The following is a 24,619-nucleotide window of genomic DNA, read 5'->3' as shown; positions in this document are numbered from 1 at the left end:
CTATGCTATTATCTCGTGATTTGACGAGATTGGGCCGTGGTTGTGTGTTTCGTGGTGCGCCTCCGTTTTTAATTCACTCATCACAAAGACAGTTAAACCGATCATCACAAAAAATAAGATTAATAAAGCTCTACTCATACTTTTCTCACTCTTTTCTTCAACTCAAATTCCAGTACATATTTTACTTTGTTTTGGAATGTAAGACAATTCTTTTTTCTGAAGAATCGAGCATTTTCACTTACGTTCACAAAATTGTAACAAGTCTGTGTAGGAACCTGCTCAGATATGAATTACTTTGAGCTTTTTCTTTGAAGTCGCTCTACCCGTTTGATGATGTCGACCTCCATCTTATGATCTTTGTTTTTGTTAACATACTTTCTGTCACTAAATAGTTGGTATGCCTTATTAGAAAAGTCTAAGGCCTTATCATAATCTTTATGATGATGTTCCGCGATCTTCGCTAATTCGACCGCACTTTCTACTACAAACTCTTCTTCAACAATTAGCAATTGATTAAATACTGCCTCTGCTTTTGGAAGCTGTTTGTTTTGTTTTAAGATTTGTGCATAGGCCCATTTGCTTTTTAATTGAACGACAGACTCTATCTCTTGCAATTTTTCGTATAAGGGCATAGCGATCTCTCGTTCACCAATATAATCAAACCAGCGTGCCATTTTGTACGATTCTATAGGGTTTGCTATCTGCTTCTCGAGTGCTTTAAAAATCCGTTCGGAAATATCGATGTATAGAGTTATTAATGATAAAACATCCCACTCATGGTGCTGTATGATTCCTTGAACAAATGCCGGATCTTGTTCGTGCAAGAAATCAAAATAAAGCATAGGGGCCATATAACCAGGAGTATCACTGACCCTCTCAAATTGTAGAATTTCTTTTTCGACCGTGGATAATTTACAAGTTGAGAGTTGCTCTTTCCACAATCTTCTTGACGCATGCAACAAGTCAAAGTGACCAAATTTAGGAAGCATAGGAACTTGATCACGAACAAAGGTATGCCTAGTTTTGACTTGCGGCCAATCAAACGCTTTTCCATTATAAGTAACGAGGTTCTTCATAGCACCTACATCCGTTAAGAAATGATGATAGAAAGCCACTTCTGCTTCTGGACCTGGTAAGAAATATTGACGTACAATGACTTCGTCGCCGATAATCTGTGCACTACCTAATAAAAAAATTCTGTTTCCAGCTCCGTTGCTCAATCCGGTTGTTTCTGTGTCAAAAAATAAAAGATCTTCAACCCCTTTTCCTTTTGCAGAAAGTGGGTGGGATGAAGAAAAAGACTGCCACCGATCTATGACTCCTGATAGGTGAGCAAATGTATAGGCACCATGTTTTGTTGATATTGGAAGACGGACTTCACGAATCAATGTATATTGATCTTCAAAGTAAACAGCTTGTGTATCAAGCTCGTTCCATTTCGCTAAATAAGGAATGGTTGTTTCGTCTTGGATTGGTTGATTTGATTTAGAGGGAGCAGTTTCTTCATTGATTGAATTGATGTTCATATGTTTTTTCAAACGGTTCAATTTGTTTTTAAGCGCCATTACTTTCTCCCCTCTGCACCGTTTGCAACATTTTCACTAGTCGCATGACTGTTGATTTCACTTGATTTCCTGCTTCGCCTGATGCTCCAACACAAGCTGGACAGCCGTGTTCACATGAGCAAGATTGCACAAGCGTTGTCACATTCTCTAATATAAGATCGATATTTTTATATACTTCTTTAGCAAGTCCGATCCCACCAGGATATCGATCGTACATAAAGATCGTCGGTTTTTCTGAATGATCAGCTTTCATCTGAGGAATTACATGCAAATCAGATCGGTCGCACATAACAAAGACAGGAGCAACATGTTGAAACAAATGAGCAAGTCCAATTAATGCTTGGTCAAAGGCTCCCTCACTATACTCCGAGACAACCGAGTCGTAAAAGCTGACCCACATAGCATTCGTATGAAGCTCTTCTTCAGGCAAATGAATCGGACCAGAACCGATATTTTCAAACGTTGTTAATTTAATTTTCTTAAAAAGAGTCGCCTTTGCATTTACCATTACATCCCCAAATGAGATCTTAGCAAATGCTTCCTCTTTTTCTAAATCCTCTTCTAACACCTTTAATTGAACAGCTAAGTTAGCATCCGTAAAGTATTCAACAGCAACTTCACGCACAAATGCTTTCTTTTCATCCCAATCGAGGTATTCCACTTGGTACTGCACACCTTGATGAAGATAAATCGCCTCGTCATGTAGAAGTGTCATTGCACTAAACCGATCCATTTCACCAATGACCTGTGGTTTCGCTACATCCGATTGATCAATGATGATCACATTCTCTTGTGAAGCTGACCGGAGACTAATCCCGTGTGCAGGGAATGCATCATTCATCCAATACCACTTATCTACTCGATGAAGAAGAACCTTTTCTTCTGTAAGAAACTCTAGTATATCCTCAATCTCCACCCCATCAAACGTCTCACCTTGTCTAAATGGAAGCTCATAGGCAGCACACTTTAAATGATCAACTAAGATGACTAAATTATCTGGATTAATCCGCGCTGATTCAGGTGAACGCTCAAAGAAATAATCAGGGTGATTGATCACATATTGATCAATCGGAGTAGAACCTGCCACCATAATAATCACCGATTCATTCTGTCTCCGCCCTGCCCGACCTGCCTGTTGCCACGCACTTGCAATTGAACCTGGGTACCCTGTCATGATGCATACCTGTAATTGTCCAATATCTACACCAAGTTCAAGCGCATTCGTGCTTACAACGCCTATGATGTCACCAGAGCGTAATCCTCTTTCAATCTCTCGTCGTTGTTTAGGTAAATAACCACCGCGGTAGCCACGGATCGTATCTGGACCGATCTGTTTTTTCGTTAACTCTTGTAGGTGACTTAATATAATCTCTACTCGAACACGGCTTTTAGCAAAAACAATCGTTTGAATTTTGTTTTGTAAGAAATGTTTTGCTAGATTATTTACTTCAACCGTTGCACTCTTACGGATGTTCATCGATTCATTCACAACCGGTGGATTGTAAAAGAGAAAATGCTTTTTTCCTCTTGGTGCACCGTTTTGGTCAACTAACTTCATTGGTTGACCGGTCAATTCTTCGGCCAACTCTCTAGGATTGGCGATTGTGGCTGACGTACAAATAAAAGTTGGATAGCAGCCATAGTAAGCAGCAATTCGTTTCAATCTACGAACCACATTAGCAACATGACTACCAAATACACCACGGTACGTATGAAGTTCATCGATTACGACATATTTTAGGTTTTCAAAAAAGGCTACCCATTTTGTGTGATGAGGTAAAATCGCTGAATGAAGCATATCAGGGTTCGTAATAACGACATGACCAGCTTTTCTAACGGCTTGTCTAATGGTAGGGGCTGTATCTCCGTCATAGGTAAAGCACTTCACATCTACTCCCATTTCTTCAATCAGCTCATTCATTTCACTTTTTTGATCTTGAGCTAATGCTTTAGTCGGGAATAAATACAGCGCACGACTCTCTTCATCCTTTAAAATCTGCTGCAAAACAGGTATGTTGTAACACAATGTTTTCCCTGATGCTGTTGGGGTTACTGCGACAACATGGTTCCCTTTTGTCGCGTGAGTAATCGCTTCATGTTGATGAATATACAATTCTCCAATCCCTCTTTTTCTCAGGGCAAGTTGAATCTTTTTATCTATAGTTACTGGGAAAGGCTTCGTCTTCGCTTCAACAGCTTCTAACACTTCCCAATGTATAATCTGGTCTTTTGTCTCTTCACTTGATTTGATTTCCTCTAATACTTGCTCAAGTGTTTTCTTAAACATTCAATCCACCTCAATCATCTTATATCTTCATTGTAGCGAATGTTTGTTTGTTTTTCTAGGTTGAACAATGCAAAAAAACTAGCCCCTTTATAAAAGGGACCAGCGTTTCTCTTCATGCAATTGTTTTTCATATAATTTTAAATTAACATAAACCGTCGTTAATATCGGTGCCTTTAGTCGATGGTCAGCAGCTTTTTCTAATAAATAACCTTGCAAGTGATCGACCTCAACCAACCCACGTTTCTCCATATCTCGCTGCATTGAAGACTTCATACCAGCTTCAAGAGATAGAAATCGCTCGTATTGAATCTCTTCAATCCCTTCTGCTAAAGGGGCACCTTCTGCACGCATAATTGTAGCTATTTCTTTCAATAAAGCTTTAATTGTTGCTTTCCCTTCAGCAAGTTCTCTTATCGGACCAACTGGTTGCTTAAATAAAGACGTAACGCCTGACATCGTTGTAATAAATAAGTATTTATGCCACATCTCTTGTAGGATCGAATCACTAACCTTAATCATCGCATTTGTATTTGAAAAGGCTTGTTCAATCTTTTGAACTCGTTCTGAGTACGTACCATCAAACTCGCCAAACATAAATTGATGAACTTTGCTTGTTTGCTGGATAAGACCCTCTTCAGTAACGGTTGATTCAATGAAACATAACCCTCCGAGAATCTTATCTTGTCTAAATGCTTGTTTTAATATATTTAGATGAGCAAATCCATTTAACATTGGTATAACTACCGTTTTTTCATGTAAGAAAGGCTTTACCGCTTCAATTGCTTGTTCTAAATGATACGATTTCGTGCCAATCATAATCACATCAAACTGACCTTTTTCCCCTTCAACTATGGTTTTTGGGATGCTTCGGAAGTCGCCGTGGATACTCTCAATTAGTAACCCTTGATCCAATAGCTGTTCTTGACGTTTGTATCGAACGAGAAAGGTCACATCTTCCCCTTTTTCGAGAAGACGTCCACCAAAATAGCCACCTACAGCTCCAGCACCAACAATTAGAAATTTCATGAAATATATCAACTCCTTTTTATTTCTTGTTCATTAGTATATAATCTATCAGAATTTTTTAATAGTTTTTCGGTTTTAAAATATTGTTACTTGTACGGTATGTGAAATCATATTAAAATTTTATGCAAATAAAAGACGTAAATCACTTACACAAAAGTGATTTACGTCTTTTATTATTTAGTAATCATTATGTATTTGGAAACAGTCGCGACAATGAATCTTTCATTTCTGGTTTCACCTTAATTTTCGCTCTTTTCGATTGAGCAATCTGCTCTCCCTCTTCAATTGAACTCGCCTCTCCTAAAGACAGTAGCGTTCCAATTGCTACCGTTCCAGTACGATTACTTCCGCCTTGACAATGGAAATATACATTCTTTCCTTCGTTGAATGCTTTAACAACTTGATCAATCGATTGCTTGATAGACTCATCTTGTTTCATTTCATCATCGACAATTGGACAATGGATCGCTTGATGAATAGTACGTTCCGCTGGAGCCTCAGCCCTCAAGTCAAAGACAACATCTACTTTTTCATTCTCCAGTACATCCTTCACATCATCGGCTCCACCGATAAAAATACGGTTCGTTATTAAGTGTTGATAATTCGTTGCTGACATTTGGATCATCCTTTTAGCGACTGCATGTATTTTTATTAATATGATGTTTTCTATTTCGACTATATTATATAAGCACATAATTATATAAGTCAAATCTTATATAAAGTAATAAACTCGACCTTTTATTGTTTTTTTAATATTCTGAACAAAGCTTGCATATGATAAACTAATTTCTATTTATCTTTTAAGTGAATGGGGTGAGTTTGGATGATTAACTTCCAAAGAGAAAAATTTAATAATTTGACCATTCGTGTAAGAAAAAATCAGTTAAACGAACTTGTTCAGGAAGTGAATGAATTACAATACGGGGTGTTTTGGGGATTTGATCGCGGAAAGATGATTTTAACTATTTATAAAAACAACGAGAAAAATTCATTAACCTTTGTTCGCCACAAGCGATACATGGAATTGATCTGTGTTGACCTTTCATCGACTGAAATCATTGAGATCTTAGATCGAATTTTAAATTATTCCTCTAGTGTTCAAGTATTACGAGAACAAGAAGAAAAAATGCGTCAAAGTGTACAATACCATGAAATTGATTATTATCTCACCGAACTGCATGACTACCTCGTTCAAGGTGACACCATGAGAGTATCTGAAACGAAAGCCATTTTAGTCGATTTATTAAGGAACGGCATCCAAATACATTAGATTGGATTAAAAAACGAGAGAATTTTTGCTCTCTCGTTTTTTAAATCAACTTTCATTTTTTCTTACCGTCTTTTAGCTCGTCTATGACATGGTTTATACCAACGACTCGTTCAACATCAATAACAAAAGCGATCCCTTTGCCTGATTCATTTAAACCAACACCTGTCTCAATTGCCTTTAGAACCTTTTCTCGACGTTTTTGATGAATTAATGTTAGAACAACATCTTTTCCTGGTTCGATAGGGATGTTAAAGAAGGTCGCTTTCTCATGAATGCCAGAGCCACGTCCATTAATGACAGTTCCACCTTCTGCCCCTGCCTCCATTGAAGAATCTAGCACAAGGTCGGCCTCTCCCTTATTCACAATTGTTACGATTAATTCAAAAGGTATATGTTCTTCTGCCATGAAATCTACCCCCTCCATCTTAAAATCGTCATCGGTTTCATCTATTTCCTTTTTTAAATGAGAGATTCCTGTAATATGTGGTAATGAGATAATGAATCCGATTCCTTTACCTGATTGATTCAAGGAACCAGCACGTACAACAGCTTCAACAATATTCTTCATGATTCTTTGTTTAGCAACAGTTAAAATTAGCTCTTTCTCATTCTCCATTGGTATCCCTAGAAATTCCTTATTCTCATGGATCCCACTACCTCTTGCATAAAGAATTGTCGCCCCTTCGGCTCCTGCTTCTTTTGCCGCTTTAACTAGTTTACTTGCTTGATTCTTTTTAACAATTGTTACAAAAAGTTGGTGATTATGATTGCGTTTCACGTTGATCCCTGCCTTTCCTCTCATACAAGATTCCAAGTATTAAGACGGATAATATTGGGGCTAATGCAACAAGAGCAATCATACCAAACCCATCAATAAGTGGATCTCTTCCCTCTGTTACAGAAGCGACACCTACGGCAATCGCCAAAATGAAGGTAACCGTCATAGGGCCTGTAGCCACTCCTCCTGAATCAAAAGCAATCGCTGTAAATGTTTGGCTTGAGATTAGCACTAAAATAACAGCAAGTAGATAGCCTGGTAAAATGTAGTACCATAATGAGAAACCAGCTAAAATTCTGAGCATCGAAAGCGAGATTGATACTCCAACACCAATTGATAACGTGTAAAGCATCACTTTTTCAGAAATGTATCCTCCAGAAACTTTCTCGACCTGCTCATTTAATATTCGAACAGCAGGTTCGGCAAACGTGGCAACAAACCCTAAAATAAATCCGATCGGAATAAGCACCCAACTGTAAGATAACTCTCCTAATTTCTCGCCCATTAGTTCTCCTGCCGGAAAAAAACCAACATGTACTCCTTGTAAAAATAACGCCAATCCGATAAAGGATAAAATCATTCCTTTACCTATATTAATTAACTTCTTCTTTTCAAGTTTCAAAAAGAAAAATTGGAAGACAAGGAAAAACAACAACAATGGTAGTAGCGCAAAGAATACTTCTAATAAAACCTCGCCAAACCCTTCGAATATTACGATATTCATCCGTAGATCACTCCTAACACTTGCACGGCAATAATAGGACCGATTGACGCTAGCGCCACTAAACCAAAGCTATCACTCGATGAAGACTTACCGCGCAATACAGAAGAAACACCTACTCCTAAAGCTAAGATAAACGGAACAGTCATTGGACCAGTCGTCACTCCCCCAGAATCAAAGGAAATTGGAATATACGTTGCTGGTGTGACAATCGCTAATAAAAAGACGATACTATATCCACCTAATAGTAACCACTTTAATTGAATCGAAAAAATAATACGCATCATCGCAAGAGCAACAAAAATACCTACACCCAATGCAACAGAATAGATTAAGACCATTTGTGAGATTTCTCCAGCAGAAACATCATCAATTTGTTGAGATAGGACACGAACATCAGGTTCGGCAAGCGTTACAACAAAACCTAAAACAAACCCAACCGCAATAATTAACCAAACTTTTTTTGTCTTCGGTAATGTTGAGCCAATCATTTCCCCAATAGGAAGCAATCCGACGTGTACCCCCAATAAAAAGAAAATCAGACCTACACTGACCAGTACGACTCCAATTAAAAACTGAACAAAAACTTCCATCGGTAGCCAAATAAGTGTAAATTGTAAGATGACAATGACCATTGTTATCGGTAGTACAGCAAAAACCACTTCTTTTACTGTATCTTTTACTTGCCCCATCGTATTCTCCTCTCTATCGATACACATTTCTTATACCTTTACATATTACCTTAAGTTGTTTAGATAAAACCAATAGAACTTTTTAGTTTACATAATATCATTCTGGTAAAGTTGAGAATGTAAAAAATCGCACACATGATCATGTATGCGATTTTATGTTAGTTTACACTTATTTCTTGTTGTTTAAATCGCTCTTCAACTTCTTTTAAGCTGTTCGTAACTTCTGGCGTCATCAAAGTACCTTCAACCGTATCGACCCACTTAACAAAGGCCTTTGTAGTACTGATAAAATCTTTACATTGCGTTTTACTCATAGTCGGGTATTGCTCAAGTAAATCATGATTTAACATTTTACTCCATTGGTCATTCGTTACTTCATGCCAACTGCTGATGTGTTCAATTGATTGATAGAGCTTAGATACCATCTTTAAGCTATTTCGATACTTTCTTATAGTCGCATCAGATTTCCCCTCTGTTTTCAAGTGGAGAAATTCATCAAGCCGCACCTGATAAAAAGCATTCTTTAAATGATCTGCCTTCTCTTCTTTCGTTAAGTGTAAGGTCGTGTAAGAAGATTGACGATCTTTTACACCTGTTACAAATGGAGAGAGTGGCAAGTTCAATTTTGAACGGATCGTGTTATAATCCGCAGTTTCTTCCACAACACCAAACCTAGCCTTTTGTGAGATATACACATCATATTCAGATTGCCTTAACCAATGCTCAACCGTTTCAATATCACCTTTGTCAACTAATTCGGTAATCGATTGATTGTTCAAATAGAACTGTGGCTGATTCATCTGCGATTCAAAATGATTTTGTGCAAAGAGAGAGAAATGCTTTGGTGTCTCAGGTTTCATTTGAATCAACATATTGCGCATCTCAGCATGAACGGGGATTTCCCATTCATCTATTTTTTCACTCTCACATGTTGCTAACTGAGAATTTTTTAATAACTCAGTTACTTCTTCCATCGCTATAGGATCAAAACTCTCTACGATTAAGTCTGAGTCTTTGAGCTGAATCGTACTTCTCACTTCTGTCGTATGTACCACTCCGTCCATGAGGCTGTCTCTGTATTCAAACCAATCAGAGATGAAACTTGCTGTTTTTTGTTCGCCTTCCCACTCTTCTAAATAAATTGTAGGTTGTACTTCAAGAAGTTCTTGCACTTTTTTAGCGTCTTTTACTACCCACGATGTTTTTTTCTGTTTAATCATTTTTGATGTCGATCCATCCTCAAGTTTTAGTCCTTGAATGAATACGGCTAAAATTTCCGGATAGAATTTTCTAAGTAGTTCACTTGGTGCTAAGTCATGTGAATCTATTAATTCATCAACATATTTCTTTGCCTCTGTGATGTGAAGTGGTCCTTCAAATAGTCTGACACCATATAACATATGCTGCTCCCCGAAAGGCTCGATTAAGCTAAATGTACCGTACCATGGCGCAAAAGATGTTTCTTGTTCAGATGATAATGGAACGTGATACCATTCCTTACTCATACTGTCTAAGAAAGTGACAGTATTCTCTTGTCTGTCGACTGCACTCATTAATCTTGGTGTAAGTAAGCTCCAACTTTTAATCATTTGATGCTCATCTGTTGAAAGTTGGCCTTTATATTCAGTACTAAATTGTTCAATCAAACGTCCTTTTTCATTGTGCTCATAAAAGAATAGCATCCAAAGTTCTGAAAAAGATGCGCGTAACTTAGGTGGCACCGCTTCTTCCGTACGGTCATTAAACTCTTTCTCTAAGAAGTATCGCTCTTTCGCTGGGAATTGGTCTTTCATAAACATGCGAAGTTTTTCAATTAGTTGTTTACGTTTAACGACATATTGATCGACTTGCTGAACTGATACTTCTTTCATCGTTTGTTTGTTCATGCAGCATTTTTTATACTTGTTGCCACTTCCACATACACATGGGTCGTTTCTTTTAATAGTCATATTCTGCCTCTCCTACTTAACCGTTCATTTTTTGTTTTTAGATTATCTAAAAACAAACCACCTTATATAATAGATGAAATTGCTCCTATAAATCAATGATTGTTACTCATTCGGATTATTTTTGTTCTCTTATAATAATTTCATTGAAATCTACTTGCACATGTTCAGCACTTTCAAACGATCCATCCTGATTAAATGTCTGTTTTAAAAAGCGCTCAAGTACTCTTTTTTCACGGCTTTCGCCTTCAGCTGCCCACTCTAATGCCACGGTTGCTTCAAAGACATCGAGCATTTTTTTAGCTACGCGTTTTGAATAATACGTTTTTGTTAACTCATCAGCCTGTTCAACAAATGTAGTAAGCCTTACAAGCTCGTGAAGCTCTTTTTTTATCTGCTCAGAATACTTGTCCCACTCTAGCGATACATTGTCTAATTTCTGTAAAATCCTTTTTTCGAAATAGTGATGTACGCGATGTTTGCTCATTAATCGTAAAACCTCTATTCCTAAAATATTTGCCGTCCCTTCCCACACCGTTAGAACTTGTGCATCTCGAAGTAATCGAGGTGTCACAAAATCTTCTATATAACCATTCCCACCTAACATTTCAATAGCTTCATGAGAAAAATGAATCGCTTGCTCTGCAGACTCTTTCTTTAAAATAGCGATAAGCAAACGAACATAAGCCTCTTCACATACTGAAGATTCAGAATCTATGTTCATTAATTCATCGTATTCTGACACCAATTGAAATATTGCTATCGTCTCAATTTCTAATTTTACAGCCATATTTAATAATGTATCTTGAATCATCGGGTACGTCGTAAGTGTTTGCCCAAATGCTTCTCGATCGGTCGCATACGTTAGTGCTTCTCTATAAGCCCGGCGCATAATTCCAATCGATGCAACCGCGTTACAAATACGTGATAAATTTAACGCCTCCATCATGTAATGAATTCCTTTTTCTTGTTTACCTACTAAGTAGGCAACTGAATCTTGAAACTCGACTTCAGCTGAAGGAACGGCACGTACTCCTAGTTTGTCTTTTAAACGACGAATCGTTATTCCATTCAATGAACCATCCTCTCTCCGCCAAGGAACTGCAAACAAGCTTAACCCCTTGGAACCTTTTGAAGCACCATCTGTCCGGGCAAGAACCATGGCTACACCACAATTTCCAGCATTAGATGCAAAGTACTTCTCTCCTGTTATTCGGAACGTATCCCCATCTGATTGAGCGTGAACAACATTTGCACCGACATCAGAACCACCTTGTCTTTCAGTTAAGAATGTTGCCCCTTCGTATAAATTGATCTCCCCAGTAGAAATTACATGAGGTAAAAAGCGTTGTTTCACATCTTCATTTGCGTAGCGATCAAGTAAAAGGGCCGTAGCCATAGTTAAAGTGACTGGACAATAAAACCCTGGCTCTGATTGAGACAATAAATAACCTTGAGCAAACGAATAGACATAATTCCCCTTGTGACCTAGTGCTGGTATTTCTTTATGTACATAACCGACAATCCCTCGCTTATATGTTTCTGAAACGGTTTGTTTGTACCCATCATTTACCCATACTTCTGAAACGTCTTCTCCGAACTTATTATATTTAATCAATCGAGGTTGTCCTTCTCGGTCCGTATGAATTGCCCGTTGATTGATTTCATTCGCACAACTTTCACCAAACGAACTTAGTTCATTATCGGCCCACTCGTAATATGCTTTAGGTAAACTTTTCTTTAAAATTTTTTGAATAAGTAGATCTCCTTTGTAGTAATTCAACGACATTTCCCCCAAATAATTAAATGATTGATTCTCAATACCCCTTTGACATATAGCTAACAATTACTCCGTATACGTGTATGTTAACTTCAATAAACTCTGACAAAAACCTTCTAAAAAGTATTTTTTTCCAAGAACTCTGTTAATGCCCTTGCGCTTTTCAAATTGATATGCTAAACTTAAGTAAGTTATTTTTGATCGTTCTTAAATGTAAGTGAAGAAAGAAAACATCTGTTAATTTCCTCTACTACTTTAATTATGACGAGAATAGTAATACATTTTGTGCAACAAGCACTATAGGAGGAACTACAATGTTACAAGGTACAGTAAAATGGTTCAACGCAGAAAAAGGTTTTGGTTTTATCGAGCGCGAAGGTGGCGACGATGTATTCGTACATTTCTCAGCTATCCAAAGTGAAGGTTTCAAATCACTTGACGAAGGTCAAGCTGTAACGTTTGAAATCGTTGAAGGTAACCGTGGCGAGCAAGCAGCTAACGTTGAAAAAGCATAATAATCCAAACCTCCCTATCATATAGGGAGGTTTTTTCTTGTCGTTATATTAATATATCGATATATCTTATCAACTGATTTACGTGAATGATCTCTCTTCCCTATTCATCTCTTACACTCCCTCCAAAATCCCTTTAAAACACGTTCACGTCAACATTCTAACTATTATAAATATTCTATCTGTAGGTTTTTTTTGAACATTTAGTTATTATTCTACAAGTATTTATAGGACTAAAGTTTTATTTATTCACTCAGTTTCAAAAACTTGTTTCTTCCTTTCTTGTTTTTCATGTAGAATGATAAACGTGTCTATACCCAGACATAAATCGACTGAAAATTACATATTAGAGGGGAGCTTATAACCTTATGGAAAACGGTAAAAAGAACGGCGCTTTCAATAAATTTCTAACGTTTATTGAAGTGGCCGGCAACAAACTGCCACACCCAATCACACTTTTTGCTATTTTAGCGGTGTTGGTTGTGTTTGCTTCCGCTATATTTTCAAGTATGGGCGTTAGTGTCGAAAGCCCAGCCGAACCAGGTGTTGAAGTAACCATTACAAACCTACTTTCCTCAGAGGGCATTAAATACATTGTCACTAGTATGGTAAGTAACTTTATTAACTTCGCTCCACTAGGCGTTGTTCTTGCAACAATGATCGGTATTGGGGTCGCTGAACGTAGTGGATTAATTAGTGCCGCTCTTCGTGGACTTGTCACATCCGTACCTAAGCGTTTAATCACAGCTGCACTCGTTTTTGCTGGGATTATGTCTAGTGTTGCATCTGATGCGGGATATGTAGTACTACCACCATTAGGAGCTTTACTTTTCATTGCGTTAGGAAGGCACCCACTCGCTGGTCTTGCAGCTGCATTCGCAGGGGTTTCTGCCGGATTTAGTGCGAATTTATTCCTCTCAGCAACAGATCCTATGCTTGGAGAACTAACAAGACAAGCAGCCGCAACATTTGATCCAGCTTATGCAGAGGGCATTAATATTGCGATGAACTATTACTTTATCGCAGCATCTGTTTTTATCCTCACTATTGCTGGTACGTTCGTAACCGAGAAACTTGTTGAACCAAGACTTGGTACTTACAAAAAAACAGAAGCAGATGACGCTGAGAAAATTGATTATTTAAAACCTGCTGAGAAAAAAGCATTAATTTGGTCAGGTATTTCTATGCTTGCTGTCATTGCCATCATGGCTCTATTGATTGTTCCTGAATGGGGACCTCTTCGCGGAGATGGGCCAAACGCTATTGTAAACTCTCCATTCATGCGTTCTTTAGGACCGATCATTCTATTTGTTTTCTTAATTCCTGGTATTGTTTATGGCGTCTTAATGAAAACAATTAAAAATGATAAAGATGTAGCAAACCAAATGTCAGACACTATGGCCTCTATGGGTATGTTCGTTGTCCTTGCTTTTACAGCAGGTCAATTCGTAGCATTCTTTAATGAAACAAACATGGGACTTGTATTAGGAGTATACGGTGCAGAATTCCTTCAGAGCGTTTCATTCACAGGAATTCCACTTGTACTTTCATTTATGGTTGTTGCAGGTTTCATTAACTTGTTTATCGGTAGTGCTTCAGCTAAATGGGCAATTATGGCTCCTGTGTTCATCCCAATTATGATGCAGCTTGGATATTCACCTGAGCTTACACAGATGGCTTACCGTATTGCTGACTCCACAACTAATATCATTTCCCCACTTATGACATACTTCGCAATTATTATCGCCTTTGCGCAAAAGTATGATAAGAAGATGGGTATTGGTACATTAATTTCAGTTATGGTCCCTTATTCGATTGTATTTTCAATTGTTTGGGCAGTGATGTTAATTGTATGGATGTTGTTAGGTATTGATCTAGGACCAGCATCACCGATTTATTATCCTTAATCTAAAAAGAACTTGGCCAACTGGTCAAGTTCCTTTTTGTGGTTGAACTAATAGACAAATCTTGATCGCTATATTATTATTATATGTTTAAACATATACACATTGGAGGCAATTATGAAAACAACAGCTTTAATCACTGGTGCTTCAGATGGCATTGGTCTAGAGTTAGCGAAGGAATTCGCTACACACGGTCATGATTTAGTCATCGTCGCACGCTCAGAAGATAAATTAACTAAACTCTCAACCTCTATTCAAAATGACTATGATGTAAAGGTCACAATCATTAAAAAAGATTTAAGTAAGCTTGGTTCCGTCAAAGAACTTCATGAAGAAATTAGCGAATTAAACATTCAAGTAGATTTTTTAGTAAATAATGCTGGATTTGGTTTGTACGGTGAATTCACGAAAACAAATTTGGACGAAGAACTCTCTATGATCGACTTAAACATCCGAACCTTAACAGAATTAACAAAACGCTTCTCTCCTGACATGATATCGCGCGGATATGGAGGAATATTAAACGTTGCCTCAATCGCTGCTTTTATGCCCGGTCCGTTAATGGCTGTCTATTACGCCACAAAAGCTTATGTTCTATCCTTTTCTGAAGCATTAGATGAAGAGTTCAAAGGGACAGGTGTTTATGTTTCATGTTTATGCCCAGGTCCAACAAATACTGGTTTTGTTAAGCGAGCTCAATTGGAATCATCAAAATTATTTAACCAAGGAGCTATGGATGTATCTGAAGTTTCAAGTCTAGCGTTTAACTCCTTCATGAAGAAAAAGACGATCATTATCCCTGGACTTCAGAATAAAGCCTTAAGTAGTCTCGTACGCCTCCTTCCACGTAAAACTGTAAGGAAAATCGTCAAGAAGGCCCAAGCAAGATTGTAGGCGCCCTTTTAATATGAGCGATAAAACGATAGAACTGTTCAGAGAATGCATCCCTTTGTTCCAATTACTAAGTGACCCTGCTAGACAAGATATTATTTTATTACTATCAGAGACCGAACCACTCACAGTCAATCAAATAGCAGACTGTAGCCGATTATTATCACGTCCGGCAATCTCTATCACTTAAAGTTGCTACGCCAGGGCGGTCTTGTTAAAGATGACAAACAAGGAACGAGCCGGTACTACAGCCTAACGTTGCAACCTTCTGTCACATAATTAAAAGAAATGATACAAATGATCGAGCAAACATGTTTCGATAAATGAAAGAAGCTAGACAGCGATAAATATATCACCGTCTAGCTTCTTTTTATCTTTTTACTAAGGCTTCAATATACTGTTCTAATGTTTGTACGTATTCCTCGTAGACCTCAATAAACGCTTCTCTCTTATATTGATGGCGATCTTCCTTCATCATATTAAGTTTCTTTCTCATTTCAAGAATTGTCGGTTCGTATTGTTCATGCATTATTTTTACCCCCAATTTTAATTAATTATTGACCTATTCCTCAAATCGGGATAAAGTAAACTTCTTTTGCTATGTCGATATCTTTATATCATTTACTAATACAGTATGTGAAATTATCTTTATATAAGCAAAATGAAGAGCTACCTCTAAGCGAGATAGCTCTTCTATATACTACTTAGCGTTTTACAACGTTAGCAGCTTGAGGTCCGCGATCGCCATCTACGATTTCGAACTCAACAGCTTGACCTTCGTCAAGTGATTTGAAACCTTCACCAGTGATAGCGCTGAAGTGTACGAATACATCATTCCCGCCTTCTACTTCGATAAAACCGAAACCTTTTTCTGCATTAAACCATTTTACTGTACCAGTTTGTGTCATGCTTAAAAACCCCATTCTTAGATAAATTCTTAATATGTCAATCGTATTTACAAACTATGGTAAATGAAAATTCACATATTATAAGGAACATCAATCACATCACACCGAGTGAATATCCCTTATAACATGTGAATACTTAACCCTTGCCTGTGCTACTCATGAAAAAACACTTATATAAAAAGGTATAAAAGATCTCGCTTTAATTTTCCAAACAATAAAAGCCCTACCTCTCTTTCATCCTTGCGGCTCCTATGACCGCGCCAGTTGATTGAAAGCACTATCGTTGAAAGAATCAAAACCATACCCTTACTATAACCTATTTATTGTTTTTTTGCAAGGGATATTATAAATTAACCCAAACGAAAATGCAATTTCTTTTTTATTATCCAGCGTCTACAGTCCTACTTAACTACTCCTGTACAATAACAAGACCACTCATGACACATTGAGTGGTCTTGTTGAATCACTTTCTTAGTTTCGGCTGTAATAATCGTTAATCATTTCAAGGATCGACGGCTCATCCTTCACTTCTACTGGCTTGCGCTCCGTGTTTGTTTTTACCTTTTCCATCCTCAACACCCCTTCGTTTTTTAAATGTTCTGTTTTCTTAACCTTAGTATATGCAACTGTATTATAATAGTCAACAACTTTTTTAAGTTGTATTAATACATCTCTATGTTAACTCTGTTTTGGTAATGACTCGATTCTTCTTACTTTTAGAATTTTTTTACTGTTCCTTCATTCTTCAACGATATAAAACGTTATTAGATGCAACAAACACCTAGTCAATAGCGACTAGGTGTTTGTTTAACTTAAGCTTCTTCCTTTACCTGAATCACTGATTGCAACAAGATCTTCAGGATATGGAGTGAAGTAATTTTGACTTAGCAGATAGTCATTTTCAAATCGGTAACTCCATGAACGTAACATCGTTAATACACTACTTAAAGGAATTTTTTGTTCTTTATATTGATCAAGCGCAATTAAAAAATGATCTTTCTCTGCTTTTGTTAAATGCTTGGAGAAATAGCCAAACACATGTTGGCAAACATTAATATGGTCGGTGAGCTTTGGTATTCTTGAGAAAAGGGTCTGTAATTCTTCTTCATACTTTTGAAAAACAATCTTTTCTTCCTCCTTTTCGTGATTAGCTACAATTCTTCCTAATTTCCTCATCGAGTCTTGATGAACTGCCATGAATAAATATTTATTTTTTGCTTGAAATTGCATCAGTTTGGAGATTGAATGTTCTTTTTTTACAACACGGAATTCAGCAATCGTAAACAACCTAGTTAAAAAATGTTCTCGCACAGTGAAATTTTTCAAGCGCCCTTCATCTTCTTTAGCTGTAAGCGGAAAATGTTCCTTCACGCGCGCAGTGAAGATCCCCGATTCAGTTCGGACGACTGGGGCTTTCTCGATTCCACTGTATACTTTGGCGTCAAACAGCCCACAACTAGGTGATCTCGTCTTCAATATAAAACCATCAATCTCTGTCAAAGTATGTAAATATTCTTCTGAAAATTCATTCATTTTTTCAGTTAAATCTTGATTCGTATTAGGTTGGACAAGCGTTGTTTGCTCGCCGGTTGCAACGAGCCTAATGACTTCTCTAGGTGTTCCTAGACCAATTTCAACTTCAGGACAAATCGGAATAAACTCAACATACTGTTCAAGCTTAGCAATTAACTTATCTGGAATCCTTTCACCGTTGTACCGACATGCATCAAACTCTAGACATTTACTGACAACGACTCTAGGCTTGGCAAATTCACGCATACACACACCTCAAATTCTTTCATTTGGATCATGACTTGATTTTTTTCATGATGGCAATGGCTACACCACTATCATCATTGCTTAAAGTGACTTCGTCTGCTGCTTCTTTCACTTTCGGGATAGCATTTTTCATAGCCACAGAGACCCCTGCTACTTCAAACATAGATAAATCATTGCCATTGTCACCAATCACCATGACATCTTCTAATAAAATGCCTTTAAGCGTAGCATATTCTCTAAGAGCCACCCCTTTTTGAGCATGCTTGTGAGTAATTTCTAAGTTTTCTGAAGCTGATGAACTGACAGCTATAGCTTCCATGTTGTCTAATTTTCGCCTAGCACGTTCACGATCTGAATCATTATGTGAAAAAGCTAATACTTTGTAAAAATCATTATTTTGATTGCTAAATAACACCTCATAATCTTCAATATGTGTTACTGCCCCATTTGAAAATCTTTCTTTAGCGATCTTTCTCATTTCTTCATATGTATTTGTTGAACCCGCTGATTTTAAGACATCAATTACCGTTTGGATTCCAGCCTCATAATCATCTGTAAATGCCCCTTGATTTGTATAAATTTCGTAATAGACATCATTTTCTTTTAAAATTTCAGTAATTTCTTTTACAGTCGTACGCGCTAAAGACGTTTTCTGTAGAAGCTTCTTATTAGCTGTTTGTATTTCAGCTCCGTTCACACTAATCACCGGACAACTTAGACCTGCTTCTGTTAAAGGAATTCTTGCCTCTTTATCATCTCTACCTGTGGCAATTACGACTTCGATTCCTTTTTGCTGAGCGAACTTTATCGCCTTAGCATTCTCTTCAGTAACTTTACGTTGATCATTTAATAACGTACCGTCCATATCAATGGCAATCAATTTCATCCTCAAACACTCCCGTTCTTAATACATATTAACCTTATTGTAATCAATTAAAGCTCGTCTCGCAAATAAATAGGATAAGACAAAAAAGACAGAAACGTAAAGTCTCCTGTCTCTTCGTTTATTTCACTTCCTCTTTTAAAGCTTCATCAATTCTTGCTAGTACTTTGTCAGCTTCTTTTTCTAGTATTTGTTCGAATAAATTAGACATATGGTTTCCGAGTAACATGATACCCAAAAATAAGGCAAAGAACAGGAGTACAATTGTCGTTACCATCATCTGAACCCTCCAATTCACTTTGTACTACTCTATGAATGGAAAGGTTGTCTAGATGCATATTATTTCCTTTTTCATCTAACACTAGCGTTATCTAATTGTAATGAGGTGATCATGTGAAAAAAGCATATACAATTCTTTTAGCAGCGGTAATTATTTTATTGACAGGTTGTATGCAAGACAATAGTGCAAAATTAATTGATGACGTTGTTCAAAATGAAAAAGAAGGCTATTACGGTGCTCAACGCTTCCCTAACAATACAGAACAAAATCGTCTAAAACACCGTGCAGATTCTGAGCTAATCGCCTATGCGAAAGAAGCTGGAAATTTCTTAGAGCACAGCATTGAACATCTCGAGTCGATTGCACCGATTATGCAACAACAAACATTAAGTAGCTCTGATATCTCCACAGTTACTTCGACCATTGAAACATTAAAAAACCAAAGTGTGATCTTTGAAAATGTCCGAAGACCACATGAGTTTCAAGCATTCCACGAAGGACACCTCACCTTGATACATGAATACAACGCTATCGAGAGAGTGCTCTTTGATATGAAAACACCTGTGCATCCACTTCAAGCAGAAAATGCGCGTGTTCATTATGAAAATGCCATGATGTCTCATAAGTTAATGGAAAGAGAATTTATGTCACTTTCTGAAAAACATGGCTTCTATTAATTCAACAGACAAGAAATAAGGCATGCTGATGCATGCCTTATTTCTTGTCTAAATGGCCCATTCTTTTGATAAATTGGCGATCTGTTGTCACAATGACTTGCTTATTCGGGTAATATTTTTCAGCAATTTGATGGACAAGTTGCTTCAATGATTGATGACTTGAATGGTTGCCTTCTAAGCCGATCACAACTGTACGCTCATTTTCTTGTACATATAGATGTTTAACTTCATCTAAAGACTCTATTTTCGTTTTTAGATCTACATCTTTATTTTCCTCAGTTAATATTGAATAAGCGTCTGACATGTCACGTGTGAGTTGATCAGAATAAGATATTTTATCACGTAACACCCCAGGTCGATTTGTATACACCCTTGCCCCGAATCCCGCATTTCCTTCATGGTTCATTCCTAAATTTCGGTTACCTGAGACATAATCATTAGAAGTCGTAAGCTCATGTGCAGGATCTGTTATGCCTTTTGGTGATGCATCTGGAACCATCATATCCATTAAAGGGCCTTCCCAATTTCTTACCCTTTGAACACCATATCCACTATACCCCTCATAACGATCGTCATTCGCACCAAGTGTAGCCTTTTGTTCAATCGTACAGCCTGACAGACAAAGTAAAACCATAAAAAACAGTATACTTTTTTTCATAACTCCCCCCTTGTCCTTTATTATTCGCATCTATTGTTCGTTCGACACCAGTTCGTCCGTAAACATTATTGTTAAATAAGTGGCTAATCATCAAAAAAACAAATTATTTCCATAGGTTCGTTGCAGTTCTTGTCGAAGTGTTACTAATTCTCGCTTAATTTGACTACTTTCGTTGAATCGCTTTTTAACATTCAAAACATGGGTATAATAAGCTTTGTGTGAAAGAAGACATGACACTCTCACCAAGAACCCTTCACAAATTCATGGGGTCCGTCTTTTTTTCAATAGAACAGGTATGGAGTTGAAGGGTATGTTATGTATAAAAATTGAATTAAAACGTAGACAGATGTTTAATTTAGCAAAAAAATACGGTTTCACCTCGGATCAAACCGTTCAATGTAGTCAGGAACTTGATCAGCTCTTAAATCAATTACAAATCGAACAACACCAAGTAAAATCACAACAGTACGTAAATTAAGTAATTTTGTCCAAACCCATTGCAATCAATGTAGAGTTCTGATATGTTTAATTCACAAAATGAATAATCTTTACTTCACATACTGAAGTGAGGGTAGAGGCGCAACAATCAAGAGTAGAGATACTGAAGAGAATGAGCTCTAATGATGTATCTTTAAAGGGATAGTTGCCGAAGCGTAAAGATGCTCATTCTTTGCACGCTGGGACTGTACTAAATAAGTACAGGACTGTCATGTAGTGTCATCATTACATGGAGGGCTATCTCACGCATTGGAATGCTTGTTCATATACAACATGTCCATGCAACAATGGGATTTCCTCATTGTTGTTTTTTTGTGCTTATTGCACATGTAGCCCACCTATTTGAGACAACATATTATTACGAATCGAGGGTGAATATCATGAATTTTGGACGTATTTTAACCGCAATGGTCACACCATTTAATGAGCAAGGGGAATTTTGTGTTGAGTCAACAAAGGAACTTGTCAATTATCTTATAGCTAATGGTTCCGATGCATTAGTTGTTGGTGGAACTACAGGTGAATCACCTACATTAACAACCGATGAAAAACTAATCTTATTTAAAACAGTTGTAAAGGCAGTCAACAAAAGAGTCCCCGTTATAGCTGGTACTGGCTCTAACAACACAGCGGCTTCTATTCAATTAACAAAACAAGCACAAGAAATTGGTGTCGATGGCATTATGCTAGTTGCACCTTATTATAATAAACCGTCCCAAGAAGGGCTTTACCAACATTTTAAAACAATTGCTGAGGCAACAAAGCTACCTGTCATGCTTTACAATATCCCAGGTAGAAGTGCTGTCACCATTAGTGTAGAAACAACCTTACGTCTTGCGGAAGTACCTAATATTGTTTCAACGAAAGAAGCAAGTGCTGACTTGGATGCAATGGCAACAATCATTGAACACGCCCCAGAAGGATTTTCGCTTTATAGTGGCGATGACAGCTTAACATTACCTATACTAGCGATCGGTGGAACAGGCGTCGTGTCTGTCGCTTCCCACGTTGTCGGAAACCAAATGCAACAATTGGTTCGTCATTATTTAGCGGGGCAAGTGCAAGCAGCTGCTACTCAACACCGCCAACTCGTTCCGATTATGAACACATTATTTATGGCACCAAACCCAACAGCTGTCAAAGCAGCTCTAGCACTATATGGCGTTAATGTCGGTGGAGTAAGACTTCCACTTGTTCCATTAACACACGAACAACAACAAGAACTAACCAACGTCATTAAGCCCACTGTAAGTTACTTTGTAAGCTAAATAGAAAATTGATTGAGAACCTCAAAAAGCATGTAGCTAATTAGCTACATGCTTTTTCCGTGCTGTGGTACTTTACTAACCCAATATCTTTCTACATACCCTGTACCAAATAACACACCTGCAACTATAAATAAGAAACCAATCAGTTGGTAGTAATGAATCGTTTCATTCAAGAAGATCGCTGAAAAGACAAGTCCAAAGAATGGAACGAAATTATTAAAAATCGCTGTTTGTCCCGCTCCAATTTTTTGAATGGAGGCGTTAAAGACAAAATGTCCGATCGCTGTTGCGACAATGGCTGAAAAGAAAAAGATAAGATAGATAAACGGCGGGGCGTCCATCATACTATTCATACCGTTTGGTTCGATAAAGAAACTAGCAAGAAGCAATCCAACGGAACCGATCACAAGCATCATCCCTGTCATCTGTCTTGAATCAAGTGTGATCGTTGCTTTTTTAATAAAAACAAAACTAATCGCCTGAACGAGCATCGCTAAAAACACATATACTTCTCCAGCTCGCACGGTTAGAGTCCCTGTTCCTCCTTGTATAAAAAAGACCCCCGTTAAAGCTAATCCTATGCCTAGTACTCTCCACTTCGTTAAAGAATCTCCTAAAAACATGACCGCAAACAAAGCTGTAGTTAACGGTAATAGCCCTAAGATAAGGACTGTATTCGACGCATTAATCATCGTCAGACCTTGAGCTAAAAAGGTATGATGAAGCATTACACCAAATACCATCGCAAGTAACGAATAGATCCACTCTTGTTTCGTTAACGCCCTAAAAGAACGTCCAAATAAAACGATCAACATGGTCACAATACCAGCTGTGAAAATCCTTAAAGCGGTCATCGTTTGTGGGGGGAACGTCTCGACCAATACTTTTAACATCACAACATTTAATCCCCATATGATCATGACAAACATTATTAAACCATATGTAATAATTAGTGACTTCTTCTCCACGTTCAAATCCTACCTCTCGAAAATCGTTCTTAGTTTATTTTATCATTTTGCGAAGGATTTGTACGTAGTTTCTCTAGACAAAAAAGAACACTACAATTGACGTAGTGTTTGAACATCGACATAAAGTCGTTTTTAGATTGCCGTTTCTACAATAGGTTTTTCGTACAATTCACGGTTGAAATTGGTTAACGTTTCGACACCCTTTTTTGTGATAAGAATCGATTCAGTAATTTCAACACCGTAGGATTCATACCAAATACCCGGCATCAAATGAAATGTCATATTCGGTTTTAGAATCGACTTATCTCCTGTCCGAAAGCTTATCGTGTGCTCTCCCCAATCTGGTGGAAAGCTTGCGCCGATCGAATACCCTAAACGAGAACTTTTTTGATATCCGTGTTTTGCAATAGCCTCACTCCATGTTCTCTCGACTTCTTCTGCGGTTATACCAGGTGTAATCGCATCGAGAGTGATCTCAATACCTTCTTGCACAACTTTTGAAAGCTCTTTTACATAAGCTGGTGCCACACCAAGTGAGAGCGTTCTCGCGAGTGGTGCATGATAGCGTTTGTACACACCTGCCATTTCAATGGTTAGAAAGTCTCCTCGCTTATACTTTCTCTCACTGAATGTTAAATGAGGACAAGATGTATTTTCATTTGTGGGAAGCATTGGTACAATCGAAGGATAATCACCGCCACAATCTTCTAATCCACGAATTTGCGACTCATAAATCGCTGCTGCCACATCGCATTCCCGCATCCCTACCGCTAATTTATCATAGCCTGCTTGCATGGACGCTTCTGCAATCTTTGCCGCAGTCCTCATATAGGAAATTTCTGCAGGTGATTTGATCAACCTGACGAGGTTCACAAGTACTGTCGCATCTTTAATAAGCGCATTTGGTAACCCTTTTAACAGTTTCGCATAACATGCTGCTGTAAAATAATGGGCATCCATTTCAAGTCCGATTCGTCGTTTACTATGCCCGATCTCCTCAACGATCTTGACGACAAAGTCCATCGGGTGACGCTCACTTGATTGAACATAATAATCTGGATATGAAATAATATGGTTCGTATCTAGCCATGTCGTTTTCTCAACACTTGTCGCATCCATTTGCCTACCAATCCAAATAGGTTGTGAGTCCTCAAGTGTCACAATCATGATCTGATGAACATAAAAACTCCATGCATTGTAGTTGGTTAAATAATACATATTAGAAGGGTTGGAGATCAATAACACATCAATGCCCATTTCAACCATTTTTATTTTTGTTTTTTTTAGCCGCTCTTCGTATTCTGTTAAAGCAAACATACACAACCCCC

24 protein-coding genes, 1 pseudogene and 1 riboswitch are annotated in these 24,619 nt (G+C 37.7%); of the genes and pseudogenes, 8 read left to right on the top strand and 17 right to left on the bottom strand.

Features of this window, described 5'->3' with window-relative positions; translation table 11 throughout:
- Positions 1-290: 290 nt before the first annotated feature.
- The 4 genes from CDZ88_RS06650 to CDZ88_RS06635 form a co-directional block, all read right to left on the bottom strand.
- A complete protein-coding gene (locus CDZ88_RS06650; RefSeq protein WP_100372800.1) occupies positions 291-1,565 on the bottom strand; it encodes a ribonuclease H-like domain-containing protein in 1,275 nt (424 codons plus the stop codon).
- On the bottom strand, positions 1,555-3,852 hold the full coding sequence (locus CDZ88_RS06645; RefSeq protein WP_100372799.1) for a DEAD/DEAH box helicase: 2,298 nt from the start codon (positions 3,850-3,852) through the stop codon (positions 1,555-1,557). The genes CDZ88_RS06650 and CDZ88_RS06645 overlap by 11 nt, the downstream gene beginning before the upstream one ends.
- A gap of 87 nt (positions 3,853-3,939) precedes the next feature.
- Positions 3,940-4,878 (bottom strand): ketopantoate reductase family protein, encoded by a 939-nt coding sequence (locus tag CDZ88_RS06640; RefSeq protein ID WP_100372798.1) that lies wholly within the window; start codon positions 4,876-4,878, stop codon positions 3,940-3,942.
- Positions 4,879-5,065: 187 nt separating this feature from the next.
- Positions 5,066-5,494, bottom strand: coding sequence for a protein-tyrosine phosphatase family protein (locus tag CDZ88_RS06635; RefSeq protein ID WP_100372797.1), 429 nt, complete (start codon positions 5,492-5,494; stop codon positions 5,066-5,068).
- Between the two features lie 207 nt (positions 5,495-5,701).
- Between CDZ88_RS06635 and CDZ88_RS06630 the strand changes: the two genes are divergently transcribed.
- Positions 5,702-6,148: a hypothetical protein gene (locus tag CDZ88_RS06630; protein WP_100372796.1), complete on the top strand. Its 447-nt coding sequence runs from the start codon at positions 5,702-5,704 to the stop codon at positions 6,146-6,148.
- 52 nt (positions 6,149-6,200) lie between these two features.
- Here the strand turns inward: CDZ88_RS06630 and CDZ88_RS06625 are convergent, their stop codons facing one another.
- The 5 genes from CDZ88_RS06625 to CDZ88_RS06605 all read right to left on the bottom strand — a co-directional run bounded on the left by CDZ88_RS06625 (position 6,201) and on the right by CDZ88_RS06605 (position 12,074).
- On the bottom strand, positions 6,201-6,926 hold the full coding sequence (locus CDZ88_RS06625; RefSeq protein ID WP_232718581.1) for a P-II family nitrogen regulator: 726 nt from the start codon (positions 6,924-6,926) through the stop codon (positions 6,201-6,203).
- Positions 6,910-7,650 carry a DUF1538 domain-containing protein gene (locus CDZ88_RS06620; protein ID WP_100372794.1) on the bottom strand — a complete coding sequence of 247 codons (741 nt, stop codon included), beginning with the start codon at positions 7,648-7,650 and terminating at the stop codon, positions 6,910-6,912. Before CDZ88_RS06620 ends, CDZ88_RS06625 begins: the two co-directional genes overlap by 17 nt.
- Positions 7,647-8,339 carry a DUF1538 domain-containing protein gene (locus CDZ88_RS06615; RefSeq protein ID WP_100372793.1) on the bottom strand — a complete coding sequence of 231 codons (693 nt, stop codon included), beginning with the start codon at positions 8,337-8,339 and terminating at the stop codon, positions 7,647-7,649. The genes CDZ88_RS06620 and CDZ88_RS06615 overlap by 4 nt, the downstream gene beginning before the upstream one ends.
- Positions 8,340-8,497: 158 nt before the next feature.
- Entirely contained in the window at positions 8,498-10,288 is a 1,791-nt protein-coding gene (locus CDZ88_RS06610; RefSeq protein ID WP_100372792.1) for an SEC-C domain-containing protein, read from the bottom strand.
- 115 nt (positions 10,289-10,403) lie between these two features.
- Positions 10,404-12,074 (bottom strand): acyl-CoA dehydrogenase family protein, encoded by a 1,671-nt coding sequence (locus CDZ88_RS06605; protein ID WP_100372791.1) that lies wholly within the window; start codon positions 12,072-12,074, stop codon positions 10,404-10,406.
- Positions 12,075-12,379: 305 nt separating this feature from the next.
- Between CDZ88_RS06605 and CDZ88_RS06600 the strand changes: the two genes are divergently transcribed.
- The 4 genes and pseudogenes from CDZ88_RS06600 (at position 12,380) to CDZ88_RS06585 (ending at position 15,651) form a co-directional block, all read left to right on the top strand.
- Complete coding sequence (locus tag CDZ88_RS06600; protein WP_100372790.1) at positions 12,380-12,580, top strand: cold-shock protein; 201 nt, start codon at positions 12,380-12,382, stop codon at positions 12,578-12,580.
- Positions 12,581-12,945: 365 nt separating this feature from the next.
- The gene (locus tag CDZ88_RS06595) at positions 12,946-14,484 is read left to right on the top strand and encodes an AbgT family transporter (RefSeq protein ID WP_100372789.1); all 1,539 of its coding nucleotides are present in this window, start codon (positions 12,946-12,948) and stop codon (positions 14,482-14,484) included.
- A gap of 114 nt (positions 14,485-14,598) precedes the next feature.
- Positions 14,599-15,375 carry an SDR family NAD(P)-dependent oxidoreductase gene (locus tag CDZ88_RS06590; RefSeq protein WP_332849219.1) on the top strand — a complete coding sequence of 259 codons (777 nt, stop codon included), beginning with the start codon at positions 14,599-14,601 and terminating at the stop codon, positions 15,373-15,375.
- 13 nt (positions 15,376-15,388) lie between these two features.
- Positions 15,389-15,651 (top strand): annotated as a pseudogene (locus tag CDZ88_RS06585) (ArsR/SmtB family transcription factor).
- 91 nt (positions 15,652-15,742) lie between these two features.
- Here the strand turns inward: CDZ88_RS06585 and CDZ88_RS17350 are convergent.
- The 5 genes from CDZ88_RS17350 to CDZ88_RS17345 form a co-directional block, all read right to left on the bottom strand.
- On the bottom strand, positions 15,743-15,901 hold the full coding sequence (locus tag CDZ88_RS17350) for a hypothetical protein (protein WP_157796494.1): 159 nt from the start codon (positions 15,899-15,901) through the stop codon (positions 15,743-15,745).
- A 175-nt stretch (positions 15,902-16,076) separates the two neighbouring features.
- The gene (locus tag CDZ88_RS06580) at positions 16,077-16,280 is read right to left on the bottom strand and encodes a cold-shock protein (protein WP_100372788.1); all 204 of its coding nucleotides are present in this window, start codon (positions 16,278-16,280) and stop codon (positions 16,077-16,079) included.
- 807 nt (positions 16,281-17,087) lie between these two features.
- On the bottom strand, positions 17,088-18,059 hold the full coding sequence (locus tag CDZ88_RS06575) for a YbgA family protein (RefSeq protein ID WP_100372787.1): 972 nt from the start codon (positions 18,057-18,059) through the stop codon (positions 17,088-17,090).
- A gap of 28 nt (positions 18,060-18,087) precedes the next feature.
- Positions 18,088-18,945 carry a Cof-type HAD-IIB family hydrolase gene (locus tag CDZ88_RS06570; RefSeq protein ID WP_100372786.1) on the bottom strand — a complete coding sequence of 286 codons (858 nt, stop codon included), beginning with the start codon at positions 18,943-18,945 and terminating at the stop codon, positions 18,088-18,090.
- 118 nt (positions 18,946-19,063) lie between these two features.
- Complete coding sequence (locus CDZ88_RS17345; protein ID WP_157796493.1) at positions 19,064-19,222, bottom strand: hypothetical protein; 159 nt, start codon at positions 19,220-19,222, stop codon at positions 19,064-19,066.
- A gap of 113 nt (positions 19,223-19,335) precedes the next feature.
- Here CDZ88_RS17345 and CDZ88_RS06565 point away from each other — a divergent pair, with 113 nt between their 5' ends.
- A complete protein-coding gene (locus tag CDZ88_RS06565) occupies positions 19,336-19,899 on the top strand; it encodes a hypothetical protein (protein ID WP_100372785.1) in 564 nt (187 codons plus the stop codon).
- A 37-nt stretch (positions 19,900-19,936) separates the two neighbouring features.
- Here the strand turns inward: CDZ88_RS06565 and CDZ88_RS06560 are convergent, their stop codons facing one another.
- A complete protein-coding gene (locus CDZ88_RS06560) occupies positions 19,937-20,557 on the bottom strand; it encodes a YhcN/YlaJ family sporulation lipoprotein (protein ID WP_157796492.1) in 621 nt (206 codons plus the stop codon).
- Positions 20,558-20,867: 310 nt separating this feature from the next.
- Here CDZ88_RS06560 and CDZ88_RS06555 point away from each other — a divergent pair, with 310 nt between their 5' ends.
- Complete coding sequence (locus CDZ88_RS06555) at positions 20,868-21,035, top strand: aspartyl-phosphate phosphatase Spo0E family protein (RefSeq protein ID WP_100372783.1); 168 nt, start codon at positions 20,868-20,870, stop codon at positions 21,033-21,035.
- Positions 21,036-21,121: 86 nt separating this feature from the next.
- Positions 21,122-21,303: riboswitch (Lysine riboswitch) on the top strand.
- 132 nt (positions 21,304-21,435) lie between these two features.
- Complete coding sequence (gene dapA / locus CDZ88_RS06550; protein WP_100374615.1) at positions 21,436-22,323, top strand: 4-hydroxy-tetrahydrodipicolinate synthase; 888 nt, start codon at positions 21,436-21,438, stop codon at positions 22,321-22,323.
- 44 nt (positions 22,324-22,367) lie between these two features.
- On the opposite strand, the gene CDZ88_RS06545 is transcribed toward dapA, so the two are convergent.
- Positions 22,368-23,291, bottom strand: a complete 924-nt coding sequence (locus CDZ88_RS06545) for a DMT family transporter (protein ID WP_100372782.1) — start codon at positions 23,289-23,291, stop codon at positions 22,368-22,370.
- A gap of 132 nt (positions 23,292-23,423) precedes the next feature.
- Complete coding sequence (locus CDZ88_RS06540; RefSeq protein WP_100372781.1) at positions 23,424-24,608, bottom strand: M24 family metallopeptidase; 1,185 nt, start codon at positions 24,606-24,608, stop codon at positions 23,424-23,426.
- Positions 24,609-24,619: the final 11 nt, after the last annotated feature.

The organism is Bacillus sp. FJAT-45037 (assembly GCF_002797325.1).
Taxonomy (GTDB): domain Bacteria; phylum Bacillota; class Bacilli; order Bacillales; family Bacillaceae_D; genus Alkalihalophilus.
This window is presented reverse-complemented; position numbering and strand designations above follow the sequence as displayed.